Annotated in this window: 15 protein-coding genes; 11 read left to right on the top strand and 4 right to left on the bottom strand. The window is 74.4% G+C overall.

Annotated features, from left to right (window positions below):
• The first annotated feature begins 43 nt into the window (after positions 1-43).
• From OG982_RS24455 to fxsT, 3 genes are read left to right on the top strand one after another with little or no spacing between them, the layout of a single operon-like run.
• Positions 44-1552, top strand: a complete 1509-nt coding sequence (locus tag OG982_RS24455) for a hypothetical protein (RefSeq protein WP_266783294.1) — start codon at positions 44-46, stop codon at positions 1550-1552.
• On the top strand, positions 1549-2652 hold the full coding sequence (locus OG982_RS24450) for a MoxR family ATPase (protein ID WP_266783296.1): 1104 nt from the start codon (positions 1549-1551) through the stop codon (positions 2650-2652). The genes OG982_RS24455 and OG982_RS24450 overlap by 4 nt, the downstream gene beginning before the upstream one ends.
• A 41-nt stretch (positions 2653-2693) precedes the next feature.
• Positions 2694-7283, top strand: coding sequence for an FxSxx-COOH system tetratricopeptide repeat protein (gene fxsT, locus OG982_RS24445; RefSeq protein WP_323139277.1), 4590 nt, complete (start codon positions 2694-2696; stop codon positions 7281-7283).
• 58 nt (positions 7284-7341) lie between these two features.
• Here the strand turns inward: fxsT and OG982_RS24440 are convergent, their stop codons facing one another.
• Positions 7342-8658, bottom strand: coding sequence for a cation:proton antiporter (locus OG982_RS24440; RefSeq protein WP_266783300.1), 1317 nt, complete (start codon positions 8656-8658; stop codon positions 7342-7344).
• 179 nt (positions 8659-8837) lie between these two features.
• Between OG982_RS24440 and OG982_RS24435 the strand changes: the two genes are divergently transcribed.
• The 6 genes from OG982_RS24435 to OG982_RS24410 all read left to right on the top strand — a co-directional run bounded on the left by OG982_RS24435 (position 8838) and on the right by OG982_RS24410 (position 15464).
• Positions 8838-10058, top strand: a complete 1221-nt coding sequence (locus OG982_RS24435; RefSeq protein ID WP_266783302.1) for an alpha/beta fold hydrolase — start codon at positions 8838-8840, stop codon at positions 10056-10058.
• Positions 10055-11185: a caspase family protein gene (locus OG982_RS24430; protein ID WP_266783304.1), complete on the top strand. Its 1131-nt coding sequence runs from the start codon at positions 10055-10057 to the stop codon at positions 11183-11185. The genes OG982_RS24435 and OG982_RS24430 overlap by 4 nt, the downstream gene beginning before the upstream one ends.
• 125 nt (positions 11186-11310) lie before the next feature.
• A complete protein-coding gene (locus OG982_RS24425) occupies positions 11311-11523 on the top strand; it encodes an aldo/keto reductase (protein ID WP_266783306.1) in 213 nt (70 codons plus the stop codon).
• A 36-nt stretch (positions 11524-11559) separates the two neighbouring features.
• The gene (locus tag OG982_RS24420; RefSeq protein ID WP_266949251.1) at positions 11560-13308 is read left to right on the top strand and encodes an HEXXH motif domain-containing protein; all 1749 of its coding nucleotides are present in this window, start codon (positions 11560-11562) and stop codon (positions 13306-13308) included.
• 96 nt (positions 13309-13404) lie between these two features.
• Positions 13405-14685 (top strand): VWA domain-containing protein, encoded by a 1281-nt coding sequence (locus OG982_RS24415; RefSeq protein WP_266783310.1) that lies wholly within the window; start codon positions 13405-13407, stop codon positions 14683-14685.
• Positions 14685-15464 carry a hypothetical protein gene (locus tag OG982_RS24410; protein ID WP_266783312.1) on the top strand — a complete coding sequence of 260 codons (780 nt, stop codon included), beginning with the start codon at positions 14685-14687 and terminating at the stop codon, positions 15462-15464. Before OG982_RS24415 ends, OG982_RS24410 begins: the two co-directional genes overlap by 1 nt.
• Positions 15465-15533: 69 nt before the next feature.
• Here OG982_RS24410 and OG982_RS24405 read toward each other — a convergent pair whose 3' ends face one another.
• The 3 genes from OG982_RS24405 to OG982_RS24395 all read right to left on the bottom strand — a co-directional run bounded on the left by OG982_RS24405 (position 15534) and on the right by OG982_RS24395 (position 17533).
• Entirely contained in the window at positions 15534-16268 is a 735-nt protein-coding gene (locus OG982_RS24405; protein WP_266783313.1) for a tyrosine-protein phosphatase, read from the bottom strand.
• Positions 16269-16343: 75 nt separating this feature from the next.
• Positions 16344-17012 carry an O-methyltransferase gene (locus OG982_RS24400; protein ID WP_266783315.1) on the bottom strand — a complete coding sequence of 223 codons (669 nt, stop codon included), beginning with the start codon at positions 17010-17012 and terminating at the stop codon, positions 16344-16346.
• Positions 17009-17533 (bottom strand): hypothetical protein, encoded by a 525-nt coding sequence (locus OG982_RS24395; RefSeq protein WP_266783316.1) that lies wholly within the window; start codon positions 17531-17533, stop codon positions 17009-17011. The genes OG982_RS24400 and OG982_RS24395 overlap by 4 nt, the downstream gene beginning before the upstream one ends.
• Positions 17534-17866: 333 nt before the next feature.
• Here OG982_RS24395 and OG982_RS24390 point away from each other — a divergent pair, with 333 nt between their 5' ends.
• Together OG982_RS24390 and OG982_RS24385 are read left to right on the top strand one after the other, a co-directional pair.
• Positions 17867-19111 (top strand): kelch repeat-containing protein, encoded by a 1245-nt coding sequence (locus tag OG982_RS24390; RefSeq protein WP_266783317.1) that lies wholly within the window; start codon positions 17867-17869, stop codon positions 19109-19111.
• Positions 19112-19241: 130 nt separating this feature from the next.
• The gene (locus tag OG982_RS24385) at positions 19242-20969 is read left to right on the top strand and encodes a kelch repeat-containing protein (RefSeq protein WP_266783319.1); all 1728 of its coding nucleotides are present in this window, start codon (positions 19242-19244) and stop codon (positions 20967-20969) included.
• Positions 20970-21028 lie beyond the last annotated feature (59 nt).

The following is a 21028-nucleotide window of genomic DNA, read 5'->3' as shown; positions in this document are numbered from 1 at the left end:
CGACAAGGGAACCGTGCCGACTCCTGGGGGATGGTCGGTGGAGATGAGTGTGCCGCGGCTGCCGCCGAAGAAGGTGCATCTGCGTCTGGTGCTCGTGGAGGAGCTCAGCGCGCTGGACTGCGTCCGGGATCCGGGGCAGCGGGTGCTGTTCGGGCACAGTGTCGGCGAATACCTCGAAAGACCCGTGGACATGCCGGGCAAGGACGCGCGCAACGACACGGTCGCCCTCGTGCACGCGGTCCTGCGGGAGCAGCACGACGTGGAAACCGGCCTCGACGCGCTGCTCTACGCCGTCGGGCTGCACGAGGGCAGCGACATCGCCGGGAGGGTACGGGAGCGGGTGCTGAGCGCGTGGGCGCCCGAGCCCGGTCCCCTCCTGGCCCTGCACGGGGCGTTCGAGGACAAGGACGTCAACGCCGCCCGCGCGCTGCTCGCCGGGCACGGCGGCGTCGACCGGGGCCGGCTGCACGACCGGCTGGCGTACGAACTGCGGCTGGACCTGCCGCGCGGCCTCACTCCGGCGCAGCTGTTCGACCACCTGCTGGACATGAACGCCCAGGCCGACGGGCTGCCGCCCGCCGTGGTCATGCTGGAGTCCATCGCCGCGCTCGCCCCCCGCGAGAGCGACCGGCGGCGGCTGCACGACTGGTCGGAGAGCTGGTCCGAGCGCGCCGGGGCCCGGGACGCGCTGCTGCTGCGGCGCGGCCGGATCCAGGCGGCGGGCGCGCCGGCCGGGGACCACTCCCCCCGCTGTCTGATCGTCATGGTGGATCCCGCCGTCGACGGCTCGCCCGACGTCTTCGTCCGGCACTGGGTCAACCGGACCGCCGGTTTCTGGGCTCCCGTGTCGGGGAACATGGAGCGGGCCACCCTGGAGACGCTGGGCGCCGCCGTCGAGCGGGCGATCCGCCACGGCGAGGAGTCGTGGGCCGAGGCGGACAGCTCCGGCGAGGACCCGAGCCCGATCCACGTCGAGTTCGTCCTGCCGTACACGATGCTCAACCACGACGTGGCCGGCCTCGGCAAGAGCGCGGACGACTCCGATCCGGTCCCCATCGGGCTGCGCTACTACGTCCACCTGCGCAGCCTGGAGCGGATGCGCACCCGCGACCCGGCGCAGCTGCGTCGCTGGCGGCTGCGCTGGCAGACGCTCAAGTCGGCCTCCGCCGCCCGGCCGCACGCCTGGTCGGGCTCCGACCCGGAGACCGGGCTGCGGCTCTGGCGCAACCAGCTGGTCGCGGACCAGCAGCTGACCGCCGTGACGCTCGGCGCGCCCGCCCTGGAGGGGCAGGCGCTGGAGCCCCTGAAGGCGGCGATCGCCGAGGGCATCGGGGTGGCGCTCTGGGACCGCAGGGAACCCTCGGAGCAGCGCCTCGGCGTGCCGCTGAACATGCTGATCGGCTACCCCACAGCCCAGCTGCCCGTCACCATCCACCGGCTGAGGATGAGGGCCGAAGTCGAGGCCGATGGGGTTCAACTGCCGGGCAGGCACGTCGCGTTCTTCTACGATGACCCCTTCAGGCTCATCGACTGCGAGGAGGTACCGGCATGACCGAGTACGAGCAGGAGCAGGCTGCCCCCGCGGTCGAGTCAGCAGGATCCGACGGCACCGCCTGGCGCGTCTTCCACGCCACGGGCGCCGCCCCGGCGGGCGCACCGCCGGCCATCCCGGCCGCGCCGCCGTGGCGCGAGTTCGCGGGGCAGCCGCTGCAGCCCGCTCCCGTCGACGACGACCGGGCGGTCGAACGCCGCCTGGGCGCCGACGACCCCCGGCCCAGCCTGCGGGACGACGAGATCGACACCGTCAACGCCGCGCTGCTGCTGCGCCGCCCGCTGCTGGTCACCGGGCCGCCCGGGGTGGGGAAGTCCACCCTGGCCTATCTGGTCGCCCGCGAGCTGGGGCTCGGTCGCGTCCTCCAGTGGAGCATCGTCAGCCGTACGACCCTGCGCGAAGGGCTGTACGAGTACGACTCCATCGGCCGCGCCCAGGCCATCGCCACCTGGCGGGCCGGAGCCGCCGGCCCCGGTCCCGGCGCCGCCGCGGACCCGGCCGCCGACCCGGCCGGACCGGAACAGGCCCCGCAGCTGGGGGACTTCATCACCCTCGGCCCCGTCGGCACGGCGCTGCTCGCCTACGAGCGCCCCCGCGTGCTGCTGATCGACGAGCTCGACAAGAGCGACATCGACCTGCCGAACGACCTCCTGCACGCCCTGGAGAACGGCAGCTACGAGGTGCCCGAGCTGGTGCGCAGCGCGCTGTCGGCCGTCAGCGTCTTCACGGACGACCCCGGCGGGCGCGCCGAGGTCGTCGGCGGCCGCGTCGAATGCCGCGAGTTCCCGCTCGTGGTGATCACCAGCAACGGCGAACGGGAGTTTCCGGCCGCGTTCCGGCGCCGCTGTCTGCCGCTGGAGATGCGCCCGCCCGGCCGGGAGCAGCTCATCGCCATCGTGCTCAGCCATCTGCGGCGCAGGCCCGAAGGGGTGGAAGCGCTCGTCGACGAGTTCGAGAAGCGGGTCCGCGAGGGGGGCACGCAGTCCGTCGACCAGTTGCTGAATGCGGTGCATTTGACCACAGCGGGTGGTTTTCAGGCGGACGCCCACGGGCGTAAGCTCATGGAACTGCTGCTGCGCGACCTCGCGAAAGGCCGCTGATGGACGGCACTCCCAGGGAGCGCGCACCCGACGCCCGAGCGGTGGCGGACGGTCCCTCCGCCGACCGTCCTTTCGCCGACCGCCTCCCGGCCGGCCGTCTCCCGGCCGACCGCCTCTCCGACGACCGCCCTTTCGCCGGGCTCCCCGCAGCCGACCGCCCTTTCGCCGACTTCCCTCCCGCCGACGGGCCGCGCTGGCAGGAGATCGCCGACGCCGTGTGGCTCGCGGCCGCCCGGGCGGCGGCCGCGCCACCCCCGGTAGCGGCCCCGGCGGAACCGACCGACGCGGAGTCCGCCGTACCGGAGCAGCAGCGTGCCGGTGACGAGGCGGACCCGCCGCCGCAGGCTCCGGCCACGCCGCCCGCCGACGGGACCGGCGCCGAGGCGGCCGCCGACGACCCATCACGGACGACGCCGTCCGGCGCGGGCGACGAGTCCGGCTTCCCCGTCATGCCCCCGTCCGACGCGGCCGCAGACACCGCCGACGACAGCTCCCCGGCCCCGGCCGCCGAGGGCGCGGGCGACGTCGTCGTCCCCGTCGGGCGGCGCCGCGTACGGCGGCCGCCACCGCTGCGGCTCGCCAAGGCACTGCACCGGCTGAGCCGCAGCGTCCCCGCCCGCGCCCGCCGGGAACTGGACGAGGAACGCACCGCCCGGCACGGCATCGCCGACGACCTCTGGATCCCCTACCTGCGGCCCGCCGCCGAGAAGGCCTTCGACCTCGTCCTGTTCGTCGACTCCTCGCCCACCATGCGGATCTGGGAGGACCGGGTCGCCGCGATCGCAGTGGAGGCCGCCCGCAGCGGTGCCTTCCGCGACGTACGCACGGTCCGGCTGGAGTTACCCCGCCACGGCACGGCGCGGCTGCGCTGGACCGGGGGCCGCACCGGCGACCCCGCGGAGGTGATCGACGCCCGGGGCACCCGCGTCCACCTCCTCGTCACCGACGCGCTCGCGCACGGCTGGGCCGGCCCCGCAGCGGACGAGCTGCTGACCCGGCTCGCGCGCAACGGCCCCACCGCCCTGGTGCACCTGCTGCCCACCTACCTGTGGCACCGCTCCTCGGCCCCGCCGTACCGGGCCGAGCTGGAGTCGGGCGGCTTCGGCGCGCCCAACACCCGCATCGGGCACCGCCCGCCGCAGGACGAGCCCTGGGCGGAGCCGCCCCTCAAGCCGGGAGCGGGTCCGGTCGTCCCCGTTCCGGTACTGAGCCTGAAGCCCGAGTCGTTCGCCGCCTGGGCCGATCTGGTGACGGGCGAGCACGGCCTGCGCCGGACCCTGCCGTTCCTCCTCGCGGGCACCCTGGCCGAGGGCACACCGGCCCCCGGGCTGCGGACGCCCCGTATGACCGGGCCCGGCTCCGCCGACGCGGCCGTACGCAGGTTCTTCTCCCTGGCCACCCCGACCGCGCGCCGGCTGACCACCCATCTGGCCGCCGTCCCCTTCGAGTTCGAGCTGATCGAGGAGCTGCGCGGCCGGGCGCTGCCCGAGGCGGACCAGGGGCACGTGGCCGAGCTCCTGATGGGCGGGCTCATCGACTGGGGCACCCCGGACGGCGACCGCGCGCCCGACTTCGCCGAGGGCATCCGCGAGGCACTGCTCGCCACCGGCACGCGCAGTCAGCTCGCCCGGACGGTGAACCTCTTCGCGGAGCTGCCCAGCGCGCGCGACCGGGGCGTACGGCTGCGCGCGGCGCTCCGGGACCCCGAGGGCGCCGCGCTGCCGGAGACGACCGCGGCCAACCAGCCCTGGGTGCGCGTCGAACTGGCCGTGCTGAAGGCGCTCGCGGGCCCGTACGCCCACCGGGCCGCCCGGATGGGCCGCACGCTCGTCGGCGCCGCCGGGGGCGCGTTCCCGGAGCAGAGCCTCCTGCCCCTCAACGCCGGCGGCGCCCCGGCCGTCACCACACCAGGTGGCTCCGAGGCGGGTGAGGAGCAGGAGGCGGCGAAGCGGGGCATGACTCCTGCGGGGACTCCGCAGGCCTGGCCCCTCCCGAACGACGTGAACGACGTGAACGACACGAGCGACGCGAACGACGACGAACCGCCTGGAGATCGTGTGCCGACGACCACCGACAACCCCTCCGACCCGAAGGCTGATCCGCCCATGGAGCCGAAAGCTTCCCCGACCACCCTCTTCGTCCGTACCGGCCAGCCGAGGGTGATGGGGAACGTCCCGCCGAAGAACCCCAATTTCACCGGCCGGGAGAGTCTGCTCGCGGCGGTCGAGGAACAACTGCGTTCGGACGAGACCGCGGCGGTGCTCCCGCACGCCCTGCACGGCATGGGCGGCGTCGGCAAGTCCCAGCTGGCCATCGAGTACATCTACCGGCACAGCCACGAGTACAACGTCATCTGGTGGATCCCCGCCGAGCGCGAGAACCTCGTCCTCGGCGCCCTCGTCGACCTCGCCCGCGCCCTGAACCTGGACGTCGGCCCGCAGGCCAACACGGCGGTCCCCGCGGTCCGCGAGGCGCTGCGCACCGGGCAGCCGCACGGCAACTGGCTGCTGGTCTTCGACAACGCGGAGGACATCGAGACCGTCCGCCGCTACTTCCCCACCGGCGGCCCCGGGAAGATCATCGTCACCTCCCGCAACCGCGACTGGGAGCGCGTCGCCGCGCCGCTGACCGTCAACGTCTTCGAGCGCGAGGAGAGCATCGCGCTGCTCCAGCGCCGGGCCAGAGGCCTGAGCACCGAGGACGCCGACCGGCTGGCCGAGGCCCTCGGCGACCTGCCGCTCGCGATCGAGCAGGGCGGCGCCTGGCACGCCGCGACCGGCATGCCCGTCAGCGAGTACCTCCAGCTGCTGGCCGAGCGCAGGCCGGGCATCCTGGAGCTCGACCCGGCCCCGGACTACCCGGTCTCCGTCGCCGCCGCCTGGAACATCTCCCTGGACCAGCTCGCCGAGCGCAATCCCGCCGCCCGGCAACTGCTGGAGATCTGCGCCTGCATGGCCCCGGAGCCCATTCCGCTGAACATCCTGCGCAGCAGCCGCAACGTGGACATCACCCCGGAGCTCGACCCCGTGCTGCGCGACCCGGTGCTGCTCGCCCGGGCCACCCGCGACCTCAGCAAGCTGTCGCTGATCAGGCTCGACCACAAGACCGGCACCCTGCACATCCACCGTCTGATGCAGGCCGTGCTCGCGGCCGCTCTGGACGAGGACCAGGCCAGGCAGATGCGCCGGGCCGCCCACGTCCTGCTGGCCGCCGCCAAGCCCGGCGCGCCGGCCGCGCCCGACCAGTGGGCCGCCTACCAGGCGCTGCTGCCGCACGTCATGAGCAGCGGGGTCATCCGTACGTCCGACCCGTGGGGTCGCGAGCTCATCGTCTCGGTCGTACTGTTCCTCTACTACTGGGGCGCGCACACCGCGGGCGCCGAGATGGCCCAGGAGGCCTGGACCGCCTGGAAGGCCGAGTCGGGCGAGGAAGACCCCCAGGTCCTGCGGATCGGCAAGCACCTGGCCTTCCTGCTGCTCCAGACGGGCGAGGTCGCCAAGGCCCTGGAGCTGAACCGGACGGTCCTCGACATCTCCCGGCGGGAGGGCGTCTCGGAAGAGGAGCTCATCGGCTCCATGACGCAGATGGCGGGCGCCCTGCGCTACAAGGGCGACTTCCTCGCGGCCCGCGACCTGGACGAGGAGGCCGACGGCCGGGCCCGCGACCTGTTCGGGCCCGAGGATCCGGCGACCCTGCTGGCCGCCCACGGCTACGGCGTGACCCTGCGGGCGTGCGGCGAGTTCGAGACGGCGCGCGCGCTGGACGAGGAGACGGTCCGGCAGTGGGACACCCTGTACGGGCCGAGCAACGGGCTCACGCTCAACACGCTGAACGGCCTCGCCATCGACATCCGCGAGTCCGGCGACTACCCGGCCGCCCGGGCCCTGCAGGAGGAGACGTACCGGGTCTACCGCACGGTCTTCGGCGAGGACAACGCGGCCACGGTCCGCGCCGCACGCAACCTCGCCGTGTGCCGGCGCCGGGACGCCGCGCTGCGGGAGGCGTCCGAACTCACCGAGCAGACCCTTGAGCGGTTCACCCTGCGGTACGGAGCCGAGTACCCGGACACCCTCGCCTGCGCGGTCAACGCGACCGTCGACCGGCGGCTGCGCGGGGACTTCGCCGCCTCCCGCGAGCTGGGCGAGCGCACCCTGCGGCACTACCGCTCGATGCTGGGCGCCCAGCACGCGTACACGCTGGTGACGATGACCAACCTGGCGGCCACCGTGCGCGCCATCGGCGACATCGACGAGGCCGAGGCCATCGACCTGGAGGCGACGGAGGCCTTCCAGGACGTGCTCGGGGACATGCACCCCTTCACGCTGACCGCCACGCTGGGCCTGGCGAACAACCACTACGCCCGGCTGGACTTCGACGCGGCCCGGAGCATCGACGACGACATCCTTCCGAAGCTGGTCCGCAGCTGCGGTTCCGACCACCCGCTGACGCTGTCGTGCCGCGCGAACCTGGCGCTCGACCTGCGCGGGCTCGGCCGGATCCAGGAGGCCGACCAGCTCAACTCGGAGGCGGTGCAGGGCTTCTCGCGGGTCCTCGGACCCGACCACCCGTGGTTGGTGGCGGCCCGGCTGCACCAGCGGATCGAGTGCGACATCGCTCCGATGCCGCTGTAGCCGTTCCCCACCGACCGCCGCGGGCCCGGGTACGCCCCGGGCCCGCGGTGTACGGGGACTACGTCGCGTCGCCCATCGGCCGGGCCTGTGCGGCGGCTTCCGCGGGCGGCCGGGTGCCCTGCGGGGTCGCGGCGGTGCGCTCCTCCCGCTCGCGCAGGCGGCGTACGGCGACCAGCAGGGGCTGGGTGATCACCGTCGTCGCCAGGGCCATCAGGACGAGCGCCGTGTAGAGCCGGCCGCTCACCAGCCCCGCCTGGAGCCCGACGTTGAGGGCGATCAGCTCGGTCAGACCGCGGGTGTTCAGCAGGACGCCGACGGTCCGCGCGTCGTGCCGGTCCAGCCCCGACAGCCGGGCCGCGACGGTCCCGCTGACCACCTTTATCGCGACGGCGAGCACGGTCACCAGCAGCATCGCGACGACCCCGTCGGAGTCGAGCGCGCCGATCTCGACGCTCTTGCCGGAGACCACGAAGAAGAACGGCAGCAGGAGCAGGCCGATGTCGTGCAGCGGCCGGACCAGATCCGGGTCCAGGGTGCCGCCCCGCTCCCGGGGCGTGACCACGCCGGCGAGCAGCGCGCCGAAGATGACGTGCAGTCCCAGGGCGTTGGTCACCCACGCCGACGCGAAGGCGAAGCCCACCAGGACGGCCAGCCGCAGGGACGGATCGACCTGCGCGCGCCACAGCAGGCGGCGCAGGACCGGCCGGGCGCCGAACAGCATCACCGCCATGAAGACGAGCAGGATCAGCAGGCGCACCAGCCAGCTGAGCCCGCCGTGCCCGTCGGATTGCAGCAGGGTGCCGATCAGTACCGTCCAGCCCATCACGTCGATGAGCCCGGCGGCGGAGACGGCGACGATCCCGGGGACGGTCCCGGCGAGGCCCTTCTCCCGGACGATGGCGGTGAGCACCGGGACCGCCGTGATGGAGAGCGCGACGCCGAGGAAGAGCACCGAGGAGCCCGTCATCCGTTCGGGCGCGCCCAGTTCGGCCAGTTGGTCGTGGAAGAGCACCGCCGCGCCGCAGCCGGCCGCCATGGGCAGCAGGAAGCCGGCGAGGGAGACGGCCACGACCGAGCGGGCGCGCCCTTGGAGCACCCGTAGATCGAGTTCGTAGCCGACGGCGAAGAGGAAGAGGACGAGGGCGATCTGGGCCAGCCCGGTCAGGACGGGGGCGAGGGCCGGGGGGAACAGCGTGCGGGACAGCTGCGGGGAGATCTCCGCGAGCATGGTCGGCCCGAGCGCGATGCCCGCGATGAGCTGACCGATGATCGTCGGCTGGCCCAGGCGGCGGGAGAGCCAGCCCGCCGTGTGGGCGATGATCAAGATGAGCGCGGTGGCACCGACGAGATGAGTGATCATCGCATCAGAACTCATGCGGTCCCCCTGTGGAGTCCGGTGCCGGGGCCGGCTGCCACGGCAGTGCACGACCAAGCGCCAGAGCGGTTGCGCACCCGGGTCAGGGGCACTTTTTCAGCATACTGCGAAGTTGACGGGGTGCCATGTGCCACGATCACGGCACGGTGACTCGGGGGCGAGGGGCGAGGGCGGGGCACATGACCACGGCACTGTTCATTCACGGAACGGGCGTACGGGAGCCCGGATTCTCCGGTCTGTACGAGCGTTTCACCGACGGACTGGGGGAGTTCGCCCCCGATGTCCGGGTGGCGCCGTACTACTGGGGCGGGGAACTCGGCGCGCGCCTGGGCGCCGGCGGCCTCTCCCTCCCGTACACCGGCGGCAGGAGCCGCGGCGGTCTCGGAGAGGAGGCGGACGCGGCCGACGGGACGGAGCTCTGGGCCGACCTCTACCGCGACCCGCTGGCGGAACTCGCGGCGGCCGCGGGCGGCTTCGGCTCCGGCGGTCCGGCTTACGGCGGTCCGGCTTACGGCGTCGGCCACGGCGGCGAGCTGCCCCCCGGGGCCCCGCTGCCCGCGGAACGCCCGCGCGCGCTGCTCGCCGCCCTCGACGGACACGTCGGCGACATCGCCCGCGCCACCGGCCTCCCGGCGCCCTCCCTCACGGCCGCCGTCGCCGCGCTCTCCGGCAGCCCGGTACTGGCCGGCGCCGCCACGGCCGTGCCCGACGACGAGGAGCTCGCCCGGCTGTTGGCCCGCGCCCTCGTCGCCGCCGTCCTGCGCGCCCTGCTCGACGCGGACGCCCCGGTCATCCCGGACGGCGCCGCCCGGGACGCGGCCGCGGCCGCACTCGCCGAGCGGATGGGCGCCCGCCCCGAGGGCTCGGAGCGCGGCATCAAGGCCGTGCTGGCCCGTCCGGTGCTGCGGATCGCCTCCCACCAGGTGGTCCGCCGCAGGCGGGCGCTGACCGAGGCCGCCCACCCGGCCGCCGCCGACATCATGCTGTACCTGGCCCACGGCGAACCCCTGCGCCAACGCCTGCGCGAGGTGGTCGACGAGCTCGAACCGCCCGTCGTCGTCATCGGCCACAGCCTCGGCGGGATCATCGCCCTGGACACCCTGATCACCTCGCCGCTGCCGCGGGTCGCGCTGCTGGTCACGGTGGGCTCGCAGGGGCCGTTCCTGTACGAGAGCGGCGCGCTGCCCGGTCTCGTCCACCCCGAGCCGCTGCCGGACCACCTGCCCGACTGGCTGAACGTGTACGACCGCCGGGATCTGCTCGGGTACGTCGGCGCCCCGCTGTTCCCCGGCCGGGTCACGGACGTGGAGGTCGACAACCGGCAGCCGTTCCCGGCCGCGCACAGCGCCTACTGGACCAACCCCGCCGTCTACCAAGCCATCGCCGCGCGGCTGCCGTGACCTCAGCGACCACTCCCCCGTCCTCGCCACCGTCGCCGTCGCCGTCGCCGCAGCGGACCTTCGCGCTCATCGTGGGCATCGAGCGCTACGCCGCGGGGCCCGCCTGGGACCTGCCCGGCCCGGTGAACGACGCGCTGCGCTTCCGAGCCTGGCTGCTGCGCGGCGGCGTACCGGAGCAGAACATCCTGCTCTGCCTCGACCCGCTGGCCGACCCCGGCGTCGCCCACCGCCCGGCCGACCACGCCACCTTGCGCGGCCTGCTCCTGTCCCGGCTCCCCGCCCTGGACGGCGAGCTGCTGTGGGTGTGGTGGGGCGGCCACGGGGTGCTCGACCAGACGGAGCGGCTCCGGCTGTTCTGCGCGGACGCCGCCGCCGCCGACAAACGCAACCTCGACCTGGAGTCGATGCGCACCACCCTCGCGAGCGACATGCTGCCCGGCTTCGGCCGCCAGGTCTGGATCGTCGACGCCTGCCAGACCTTCGAGGAGGAGTACGGCTTCCGCACCAGCCTGCCCGCCGAGCAGCTCCCCACGGGCCGGCGCCTGCGTACGCACCACCAGACGCTGCTGCTGGCCGCGACCCGGGGCCAGCGGGCCGCCAACGACCCTGGGCGCGGTACGGGGCTGTTCTCCGAGAGCGTCCTCGACGTCCTGGAGGCGTCGCCACCCGGGCAGCCGTCATCCGATCCGGAGGCCCTGTTCCGGGAGGTCCGGGAGAGGGTGGAGCGGCTGCGGGCCGGGCGCCGCACCGAGCAGGAGCCGGAGCTGCGCCTCTACACACCGGAGCGGACGGAGCACATCCCGCCATCGCCCGGAGGCGGGAGCCCGTCCCGGCCGGCCCTGCCGCATCTGGTCGACACATTGCTCACGTACCCGATGATGTCCGACCCCGCCGAACGCCAGCTGTGCGTCTCGTCGCTGCCCACTCCCCGCGTCGCACGGATCCCCCGGCACCCCAAGGCCCGTGCCGACGTCATCGCCGTCATCAAGACCCTCGCCGAGCAGCCGAGCGAGGTCTGGCTGCTCTACGACGCGGTCACCCTGCTGGACGACGACGCGGGGCGCGCGCGGGAGCTTGAGGCGGCCCTCGGGGCGTACGCCGGTGCGCGGCCGCAGACCGCCGGGTAGTCGACTGGCTTGATCACATGGGCTTTCACAGAGCGCTCCCGTTCGTCATCATGTAAGGACTCCGGCATCGCGAGCGACACAGCTGAAAAGGGCGCGTGAACGGGGCACTTGAAGGGGGAATCACGTTGCACGAGCCGGCCGACGCCGACCGTCCCGGGTGTTCGGACCGCCCGGGTCACATCGAATCCGATCTGGTGGACCTGACGGGAGTGAGCCTCGCCGCCATGCGCGGCATACCCTCGCCACTGCGCAATGAGCGGCTGCTGACCCTGGCGCGGCGCCCCCGCAGCAACGCCCTGGGCGGCGGGAATCCGCCGGAATTCCATCAGGGCGAGTAGATGGCCTCTCCTGCGCAGGACGACGGCCGATTACGCATGCCCAGCCGCCTGTTCGACGAGCTCGCCTCGGGGGGCGGCTCGCCGGAGGCGGTCGGATTCCTGGTACGGGTGGAACGCACGCGCCGCATGATGCTGCTGGGCGAGCTGCTGGACCGGCTCGACGAGCTCCCGGACGCGCTGGGCCCGACGGGCGGGCCGGGTTCCGCCGGCGAGGCGTGGCGGCTGATCGCGGAGGCGGCCCAGGTGCGGCCCGAGGCCGCCGAGGCGCTGCTGATGAGCCCTCAGGTGGGGTGCTGGCTGGCGCACATGCTGCGGCGCCTGCACGGCACGGCGGACGGCCCGCCGCTGTGGGCGGACGCCGGGCACCTCTTCTCGATCGGCCTCGTCGCACGGATCGGGGCCGGGCTGGACGCCGATGTCGTCGTGCCCGTACGGGACGGCGCCCTGGCGCTGCCCACACTGGGGCTGGCTCGGATCGCCGGGCCGGCAAGGCCCGGCTTCGCTACCGCGAGGGCCCGGCTGCGGGGCGGTGAACTCCGCCTGAGCGCCACCGGGTCCGCCGAGGGCGTGGTCGTCCGCCCACTGGACGGGATACCGAACGGCCACTGGACGCCGGCGCGCACCTTCGCCGGTACGTCGACCTGGCTGGACGACCTCGATCCGTACCGCGACCTCGACGAACCGGTCGCCCCGGGGCCCCTGCCGGGCGCGGAGGCGGCGTACTGGCAGCGCCTGTTCACCGAGGCGACCGCCGTCCTGAGCCACCCGACGGCCGCCGGACCCGGACGGCTGCGCGTCGGGGAGGTGCGCCGGATCGTCCCCTGGGCGGGGCGGCCGGGGAGAGCCGCCAGGCCGCCGGACCCGGCCCCCGAGGCCGCGTCCCCGCTGAGCGCGACCACCGCGGACGCGTTCGGGTCGATGGTGATCTCCCGCCCCGCCGACGGACTGGCGCTGGCCGAGGCGATGGTGCACGAGTTCCAGCACAGCAAGCTCGGCGCCCTGCTCCACCTGTTCCCGCTCCTCGACGACGACGGCGCCGAGATCCATTACGCCCCCTGGCGCTCCGACCCGCGCCATGCCGCCGGGCTGCTGCAAGGCGCGTACGCCTTCACCGGCGTGACCGGTTTCTGGCGCGACCGGATGGCCGACACGACGGCGGACCCCGACGTCGCGGCCTTCCAGTTCGCCCTGCGCCGCCTCCAGACCCGGCTCGTCGTCCGCACCCTGCTGACGCGGGCGCGCCCCACCGGCCCGGGCACCCGTCTGCTGCACGGCCTGGCGGACACCCTGGACGCCTGGCTGCGCGAACCCGTCGCCCCCGGCACCGCAGCGCGGGCGCGGGCCGCCGCCCTGAGCCACCAGGTCGAGTGGCGGCTGCGCCACCTGCGCTGCGGGGACGCCGAGCGCATCGCCCTGGCCTCCGCCTTCCGGGCGGGCGCCGCGCCCGCGCCACCGTCCGCGCGGCAGCCCGTACTCGACCCCGACCGCGCCGGCGACTGGACCGATCCGCGCGGCCACCTCTACGCCGCCCCGCCGCGTCGGCCCGCCACGGCCGACGGCCATCTCGCCGCCGGGGACCCGCACACGGCGCGCCGCCTCTACGCGCAGAGCCTGCGCGACTCCCCGTCCGATCCGCACGCCCTCAGCGGCTGGCTCCTCGCGACGGCCGGTATCTCCCCCGGCCACCGCGCCCTGCTCCGCCGCCCCGAACGCCTGCGGGCCCTCGACCCGGGCACGCCGGAGGAACTGCAGCGCGCCGCCGACTGGTTGCTGCGGCGCCCGTAGCCCGCGACGTCGTGGCCCGTGATGTGGCGGCTCGCGCACCCCGTCGATCGTTCCACCGGTTTGGCCCGGGGCGGTGATCCTCAATACGATCCGGCGATGATCACAAGAAGATGGTTGGCTGCCGGGGCGGGCGGCCTGCTGGCCGTGCTGGCCGTCGGGCTGTTCCCGGCGAACGCCGCCGCCGGGGAGCCCTCGGCGAAGGAATCCCCCAAGGTCGAACTGGTACTGGACGTCAGCGGGTCGATGCGGGCGACCGACATCGACGGCAAGTCCCGGATGGCGGCGGCGAAGCAGGCCTTCAACGAGGTGCTGGACGCCGTACCCGAAGAGGTGCAGCTGGGCATACGGACCCTCGGGGCCGACTATCCCGGTGACGACCGGCAGACCGGCTGCAAGGACACCAAGCAGCTGTACCCGGTCGGCCGGCTCGACCGGACCGAGGCGAAGACGGCGGTGGCGACCCTCGCCCCCACCGGCTGGACGCCCATCGGCCCGGCCCTGCTGGGGGCCGCCGAGGACCTGAAGGGCGGCGACGCCACCCGGCGGATCGTGCTCATCACCGACGGCGAGGACACCTGCGCCCCGCTCGACCCGTGCGAGGTGGCCCGGGACATCGCGGCCAAGGGGATCCACCTGGTCATCGACACGCTCGGGCTCGTCCCGGACGCCAAGACGCGCAACCAGCTGCTCTGCATCGCCGAGGCCACCGGCGGTACGTACACCTCGGTGCAGCACACCGACGAACTGTCGGGCCGCGTCAAACAGTTGGTGGACCGGGCCGCGACCCCGGTGGTGAAGCCCGTCGCCACGGAGGGCGCCAAGAGCTGCGAGGGCGCCCCGAAGCTGGGCGCCGGCCTCTACACCGACCGCGAGACCTTCGGCGAGCACCGCTGGTACCGGGTGGAGGTCCTGCCCGGCCAGGAGCTGCGCGCCTCGGTGAGCATCGCGGCCGACCGCGCCGTCAACAACGACTACGGCGTCATGCTGCGCGCGACGACCGCGCACGGGCGGGAGATCGTCCGGGGCTCGGAGGCGGGCGACGGACGGACCGACGCGATCTCGACCGGGCTGCGCTACCCGAAGGCGGAGATCGACGACGCGGACGGCGACGGGGACGGGAAGCCGGCCGCGGAGACCGTCTGCATCCAGGTCAGCAACTCCTTCTCGGCCGGACCCTCGGTCAAGACCGCCCCGGGCCTGCCCGTCGAGCTGACCATCGACCTGGTCGACGCGCCGGACGAGGCCTCCGACGTGGCCGCCTTCGGCCTCGGCCGCGGCTGGTGGCTGCTGGCCGTCCTCGTGCTCACCGGCTTCCTCGCGGGTCTGGTGTGGGGCTGGGTCTCGCGCTGGCGTATCTCGGTCTGGAGGACCAACTGATGCGTACCGTACGCACACTGACCGCCGCCGTCGCACTGGCCGGCGCCGCCCTGTTCGCCGGGGCGGGCGCGGCCGGAGCGGCGAGCCCGTCGCCGAGTCCGAGCGCGAGCGGCAAGGGGGGCGCGCCGACCGAGGCCGGCACCACCTTCCGTACCGCCACCGCGCTCCAGCCGGGCCAGCAGGGCACGGCCGAGGCCTCCACCGGTGACTACCTGTACTGGGTGCTGCCGCTGGACGCGGGCCAGCGGGCCACCGTCAAGGCGACGGTGAAGCTGCCCGAGTCGGCCTCCCGGCACGGCGCCTCGACCTGGCAGCTCGACGTGTACGACGGGCTGCGCCGCCGACAGGCCTGCACGTACGGCGCCCAGAGCGGCGCCGCGGCGAAGGATGCCGCGTCGGTCGAGCTGTCCTGCACCCTGCGGACGGTCCGGGCCGGGGCGGAGCCCTGGGCCAACGACCCGCTTCCGGGGAGCTACTACGTACGGCTGACCGTGACCGGCGTGGCGCAGGAGGACCTCGGTCTGCCGGTGCGCGCCGAGGTGCGGGCGGACGTCAAGGAGTTCGGCGGCGCCGTCGCGGTGGACGGGGCGCTCGCCGCGCCGCTGACCGCGCCGAAGCCGGCCGTCGCCGCCGAGCCGGAGGGCGGCTGGTCCGGCGGCTGGTGGTCCGACCGGTGGATCTGGACGGCGGCCGGGGGGCTGCTCGCGGCCCTGGCCGGCATCGGCGGCTACGCGCTGACGCGTGGCACGGGCCGCCCGTCGCGGGTGCCCGGCGCCTGACCGGCGGGACGAGAGGGAGGAGCGGTCACGGTGCCCGGCACCGCGACCGCTCCTTTTTCACATGAGGCGTCAGGCCGTCAGCAGGCGGTCCCGCAGCCGGGCGACCGTATCGGCGGTGATGCCGACGCGGTCCGTGAGGTAGCCGGCCGGGGAGCCGTAGCTCGTCGTCAGGTCGGCCAGGACGAGGGAGAGCAGGACCGCCGGGGCGCGCCCGTACGAGGGCCAGCGCAGGGTGCGGCCCGGGTTCGCCGCGTGCCAGTCGGCGGTGAGGCGGGCGGTGGCCAGCTCGGTGAGGGCGAAGTCGGCGAGGATCTCCTCCTCCCGCACCTCCAGCAGGGTCAGCACGAGGGCGGCGATGAGGCCGGTGCGGTCCTTGCCCGAGGTGCAGTGGAACACGGCCGGGCCGGGGCCGGTGGCGATCAGTTCGATGGCCTGGCGGATCTCCTGGACGCCGTCCTCGGCGACCTCGGCGAACCGGTCGGCGAGGTAGCGCCAGGGGTCGATGCCGGGGTCTATCTCGGCCTGGTCGTAGGGCCGGTGCTCGATGCTGAGGTTGGCGTACGTGAACCGGTCGGCCTCCGGGATCCGGCCCTTGGCCTCGATCTCCCAGGGGTAGCGCAGGTCGATGACGGTACGGATGTCCAGCGCGAGGAAGCGCTCCCAGTCGGCGCCGCTCAACTTGCCCAGGGAGTCGGCCCGGTAGAGCGCCCCCCAGGCGACGGTGCGCCCGTCGGCGGTGCGGTAGCCGCCCAGGTCGCGGAAGTTGTGGAGGCGTTCGAACTCGATGTGGCGGCGGCTGGTCATGCCGGTGTCTCCCGATCGGTGGAGGGGTGCTTCTCGTGTTCACGATCATGCACCAACCCCCGCCCGACCGGGAGTTCAGCGTTTGCGGGCCACCGTGAGACCGTCCGCGACCGGCAGCATCACGGACTCGACCCGGTCGTCGGCGCGGACGTGGGCGTTGAACTCCCGGATGGCGCGGGCGTTGCCGGTCGCGTCCTCGCGGACGGCCTCGCCCCCGTACAGCACGTTGTCGGCGAGGAGCAGCCCGCCGGGGCGGACGCGCGGCACGAGCTGGTCCCAGTAGTCCCGGTAGCCGGGCTTGTCGGCGTCCAGGAAGACCAGGTCGATCACCGGCTCGGGCGGCAGCGCGCGGAGGGTTTCCAGGGCGGGTGCGATCCGCAGCTCGATCCGGTCGGCGACCTTGGCCTCCTTCCACGCCTCCTGCGCGATCGCGGTCCACTCCTCGGAGACGTCGCAGGTCAGGACCTGGCCACCGGGGACGAGGCCGTTGGCCAGGGCGAGCGTGGAGTAACCGGTGAAGGTGCCGACCTCGACGATCCGGCGGGCGCCGAGGAGCCGGGCCAGCAGGGTCAGGAACACACCCTGCTCGTGCGGGATCTGCATCTCGGCCGAGCCCCCGAGTTCACGGGTGCGGGCGATCAGGCCGCGCTGCACGGGGCTCGGGGGTTCCGCCTGGGCGACCAGGTACGCGTACACCTCGGGGGTGATCGGCACGGTCTTCACGCGATCTTCGGTCCGGCTCATTCCTGCCGGTCTCCCTTCGGGGTGGGGGTTTCCTCGCACAGGGCCACCGCCACCGCCGCGAGGCGGGCAAGCGGTTCCCGGCCGAAGCGTTCGGGGCAGCCGGGCGGGAGCGGGCCGGGGCCGTCGGCGCACCGGGCCAGCAGGTCGGCCAGCCCGGCCGGGGGCACGGGGTGCCGCTCGGCCGGGAGGTCCGGTTCGGGGCGGCGGACCACGGCCACCCGCACCCGCACGTGGTCCTTCACGGCCCGCAGCAGCGGGTCGAGGGCGGGGGCGGCGGGATGGCTCGCGAGGGCGGCGCGCAGGGCCCCGGGGACGGGCTCGCCGAAGGCGGGGCCGGAGCGCAGGAGGAGCGCGGAGGACACGTCGTAGAGGGCGGCGGCCCGGGCGGCCAACGGGCCGGTCTCCGCCTCGGGGGCGGCGGCGAGCGCGTACAGCGCCCGGGCGAGCGACTGCCAGACGGCGGTCGCGGCGTCGTGCCGGTCCCGGTGCCGGGCGGGCGGGAGGGCGGATTCGAGGAGCATCTCTGAAGTCCTGCGGTTCGGTAGCCGACAATCGGGCCGCGGCCCCCCGGCCCTTCCGCGGACTCAACGACGCCACCGCCTGCGGGGAAACGGTCCGCCGCCCCCGGAACGGGCGAGGAGGGGCCGGGCCCGGGCCGGGCCGAGCGAGCGCCCCGGTGGGGGGCGCACGGTCCGGCGGCGGTGCCCGGGAGGGCGGGGGCGGGGCCGCAGGCGGCCGGGCGGGTGAACGGCGGCGGCCCGATCGGCGCACCCGGGCGCCGCATTGAGTGATTGTCAGATCACCGTATGTAAGGTCGCCGTGCCCCCGACTCCCGCTCCGGAAAGAGGTCCCCGATGAGGCGCACGCGGCACAGCGGCCAGGACGATCCCCCACCCCCGCGCGCACGGCACCGCTCCTGGCGGCGGCTCGCCGTCCTCGCCCTCGCGCCACTGCTGGCCCTGACGGCCGCCTCGGCGACCGCGCAGGGCGTATGGGTGACCGCGGCGCCGCTGCCCGCGCCCGACGTGGCCATGGGAGGCGCGGCGGCGAACTGCCCCGAGGGGCTCCACGGCACCTGCGTGTACTCCGTCGGACCCACGAACCTGTTGGCGTACAGCCCCGTCACCGGCGCCTGGACCACTCTTCCGCCGGTGAAAACGCCCCGGGCCACCCCCTCGACCGCCACGGCGCCATGCCCGGGCGAGGTACTGGGCGACTGCGTCTACGCCATCGGGGGCGGGAACACCACGGCCCTGGCCACCGCCGAGGCGTACAGCACGGAGACGAACACCTGGCTGACCCTGCCTTCCATGCCGACCGCCCGCTCAGGCTCGGCGGCGGCCACCGCGCCGTGCGTGGAGGGGGTCGGGTTGCGCGGGACGTGCGTGTACGTCTTCGGCGGCAACCTCCTCACCGGCGGCCCCAACGACGTCGTCGCCACCGTGGAGGCCTACAGCCCCGCCACCAACACCTGGGCCACCGTCACACCCATGCAGACCCCCCGGGTCGGCCACGGCGGCACCGCCGCACCCTGCCCCGAAGGCCTGGGGCTGCACGGCACCTGCGTCTACGCCGCCGGAGGCGGCAACAGCACCACCTCGCCCCTCGCTTCGGCCGAGGTCTACAGCCCCGCCCTGAACGCCTGGCTGAGCATTCCGGACATGCCGACCGCGCGCTCCGACTTCTTCGCCATGGTGGCGGCTCCCTGCCCCGAGGGCCTGCGGAACGGCTGCGTGTACGCGATGGGAGGTCTCGGGACCTCGACCACCCTGGCCACGGTCGAGGCGTACAGTCCGGTCACCAACGCGTGGGCGACCATGCCCTCGATGCCCACGCCCCACCGGGAGTTCGCCGGGGCCGCCGCTCCGTGCCCCAAGAACAAGGATCACACCTGCGCCTACGCGTTCGGCGGATTCATCGACAACGGCTCGAACCCGACGGCCGCGAACGAGGCCTTCACCATCGAACGCGGGCGCCACGAGACGGGCCCCAAGCCCGAGCACGAGTCCAAGCCCGAGCACGAGCCCAAGCCCAAGCCCGAGCCCGAGCACGAGTCCAAGCCCGAGCCCACACCCCCGCCCGCACCCACGGAGGGGTGACGGGCGCGGCCCCGGTTCGACCGTTCGGTCGCTACGGCGTGCGACAAGCCGATAACTGTATGTAACTTCATCCTGCTCCCATTCCGTCGTCGGCGGACCGCGCCGCGCGGCAACCAGGAAAGAGGTCCCGATGAGGCGCATGCTCCCCAGCGACCAGGACGAATCCCCGCCGGGCCGGGCCGGGCAGCGAGGCTGGCGGCGACTCGCCGTCCTGGCCGTCGCCCCGCTGCTGGCCCTGTCGTCCACTGCGGCGAGCGCCCAGGGCGTGTGGCTGACCGTCCCCGACATGCCGACCGCACGTGCGAACCTCGCGGCCGCGGCGGCGGAGTGCCCCGACGGGCTCCACGGCCCCTGCGTGTACGCGGTGGGCTCCGACGACGAGCTGGAGGCGTACAGCCCCGCGGTCGGCACGTGGGCGGCCCTGCCCCGGCTCAAGTTCCCCCGGTCGAACCTCGCGTCCGCCACGGCTCCCTGCCCGGGCGGGGTGCGGGGCGACTGCGTCTACGCCATCGGAGGTCTGGTCGGCGGCACCACCGCCTCGGCCACCGCGGAGGCGTACAGCACGAAGACCAACGCCTGGCTGTCGCTGCCGCCGATGCCGGGCGGCCCGCGTTCCGGCCCGGCCGCGGCGGCGGCACCGTGCCCGACCAACGTGGGCGGGCTGCGCGGGACGTGCGTCTACGTCATCGGGGGCAGCACGCTGACCGGTGCCACGCCGATCCTTACCCGGGTGGAGGCCTACAGCCCGGCCACCAACACCTGGGCCACCGTCTCGTCCCTGCAGGTCGCCCGGGTCGGCCTCGGCGCCGCCGCCGCGCCCTGCCCCGGGGACCTGGAACTGCGCGGAACCTGCGTCTACGCCCTCGGCGGCGGCAACACCACTGACGCGACCCTGATCTCGGCCGAGGTGTACAGCCCGAGCCTGGACGGCTGGCAGCCCCTGCCCGACATGCCGACCGAGCGCGGCCTCACGGCCGCGGCCGCGGCGCCCTGCCCCGACGGCATGAGCAACGGCTGCGTGTATGCCGTGGGCGGTAACAACGACGCCGGCAACCTGGCGGCCCTCGACGCGTACAGCCCGGTGACCAACGCGTGGGTGGCGCTGCCCTCGATGCCCACCGCGCGCCGGGCGCTCGCCGCGGCGGCCGCGGCGTGTCCCAAGTCCCGCAAGAGCCACTGCGTGTACGCCCTGGGAGGCGTCCCGGGTGCCGAGGAGACCCCGACGGCCAAGGCCGAGGCCTTCGCGATCGAAGGCTCCGAGCAGCCGGGCGGGGGCAGGCCCGACCAGCAGCAGCCGGCGCAGCCGGGCGCGGTCCCGCCGCCGGGCGGGAACCAGCAGAACCCCGGCGGGCAGACCCGGCCGGACCCGGCACAGCAGCAGCCGGCCGGAGAGCAGAAGCCTGGCGGAACCCAGCAGCCGGCCGGAGAGCAGAAGCCGGGCGGAACCCAGCAGCCCGGCGGGACCCAGCAGCCGGCCGGAGAGCAGAAGCCCCCGGCATGGCCCAGGCCCGAACAGCAGCAGCCCGGCGGAACCCAGCAGCCCCCTTCCTGGCCCAAGCCGGGCCAGCAGGAGCAGCCGGACGACACGCAGGAGCCCGCCGAAGCGCAGCAGCCCAGCGGCGAGGAAAGGCCCTCCAGTTGGCCCAAGCCCGACCAGCAGCAGCAAGCCGGCCAGCGGCCTCCGGGGAAGCCCGGCCAGAAGCCGTCCGGGAAGCCCTCCGGAAAGCCCTCGGGCAAGCCTGCCCAGAAGCCCAGCCCGAAGCCGGCCCCGGACACCGTCCCGGAGGAAGACCTGGAAGAAGAGCTCCCCTTCGTCCGGCCTCCGATGGACGAGTCGGACGAAGGCTCGGAGCTCTGACAGCCTGACCGCCTGACCGCCCTCGCGGGCGCGGACCGCAACCACCGGGCCGCGCCCGC

This window comes from Streptomyces sp. NBC_01551 (assembly GCF_026339935.1).
In the GTDB taxonomy this organism is placed as follows: domain Bacteria; phylum Actinomycetota; class Actinomycetes; order Streptomycetales; family Streptomycetaceae; genus Streptomyces.
This window is presented reverse-complemented; position numbering and strand designations above follow the sequence as displayed.

Bases quoted from the DNA above. Each gene is read 5' to 3' on its own strand.
- OG982_RS24415 (WP_266783310.1), top strand. From the start codon at position 13,405: ATGATCACAAGAAGATGGTTGGCTGCCGGGGCGGGCGGCCTGCTGGCC.
- OG982_RS24410 (WP_266783312.1), top strand. From the start codon at position 14,685: ATGCGTACCGTACGCACACTGACCGCCGCCGTCGCACTGGCCGGCGCC.
- OG982_RS24455 (WP_266783294.1), top strand. From the start codon at position 44: ATGAGTGTGCCGCGGCTGCCGCCGAAGAAGGTGCATCTGCGTCTGGTG.
- OG982_RS24450 (WP_266783296.1), top strand. From the start codon at position 1,549: ATGACCGAGTACGAGCAGGAGCAGGCTGCCCCCGCGGTCGAGTCAGCA.
- OG982_RS24435 (WP_266783302.1), top strand. From the start codon at position 8,838: ATGACCACGGCACTGTTCATTCACGGAACGGGCGTACGGGAGCCCGGA.
- OG982_RS24440 (WP_266783300.1), bottom strand. From the start codon at position 8,658: ATGAGTTCTGATGCGATGATCACTCATCTCGTCGGTGCCACCGCGCTC.
- OG982_RS24420 (WP_266949251.1), top strand. From the start codon at position 11,560: ATGCCCAGCCGCCTGTTCGACGAGCTCGCCTCGGGGGGCGGCTCGCCG.
- OG982_RS24405 (WP_266783313.1), bottom strand. From the start codon at position 16,268: ATGACCAGCCGCCGCCACATCGAGTTCGAACGCCTCCACAACTTCCGC.
- OG982_RS24385 (WP_266783319.1), top strand. From the start codon at position 19,242: ATGAGGCGCATGCTCCCCAGCGACCAGGACGAATCCCCGCCGGGCCGG.
- OG982_RS24395 (WP_266783316.1), bottom strand. From the start codon at position 17,533: ATGCTCCTCGAATCCGCCCTCCCGCCCGCCCGGCACCGGGACCGGCAC.
- OG982_RS24390 (WP_266783317.1), top strand. From the start codon at position 17,867: ATGAGGCGCACGCGGCACAGCGGCCAGGACGATCCCCCACCCCCGCGC.
- OG982_RS24400 (WP_266783315.1), bottom strand. From the start codon at position 17,012: ATGAGCCGGACCGAAGATCGCGTGAAGACCGTGCCGATCACCCCCGAG.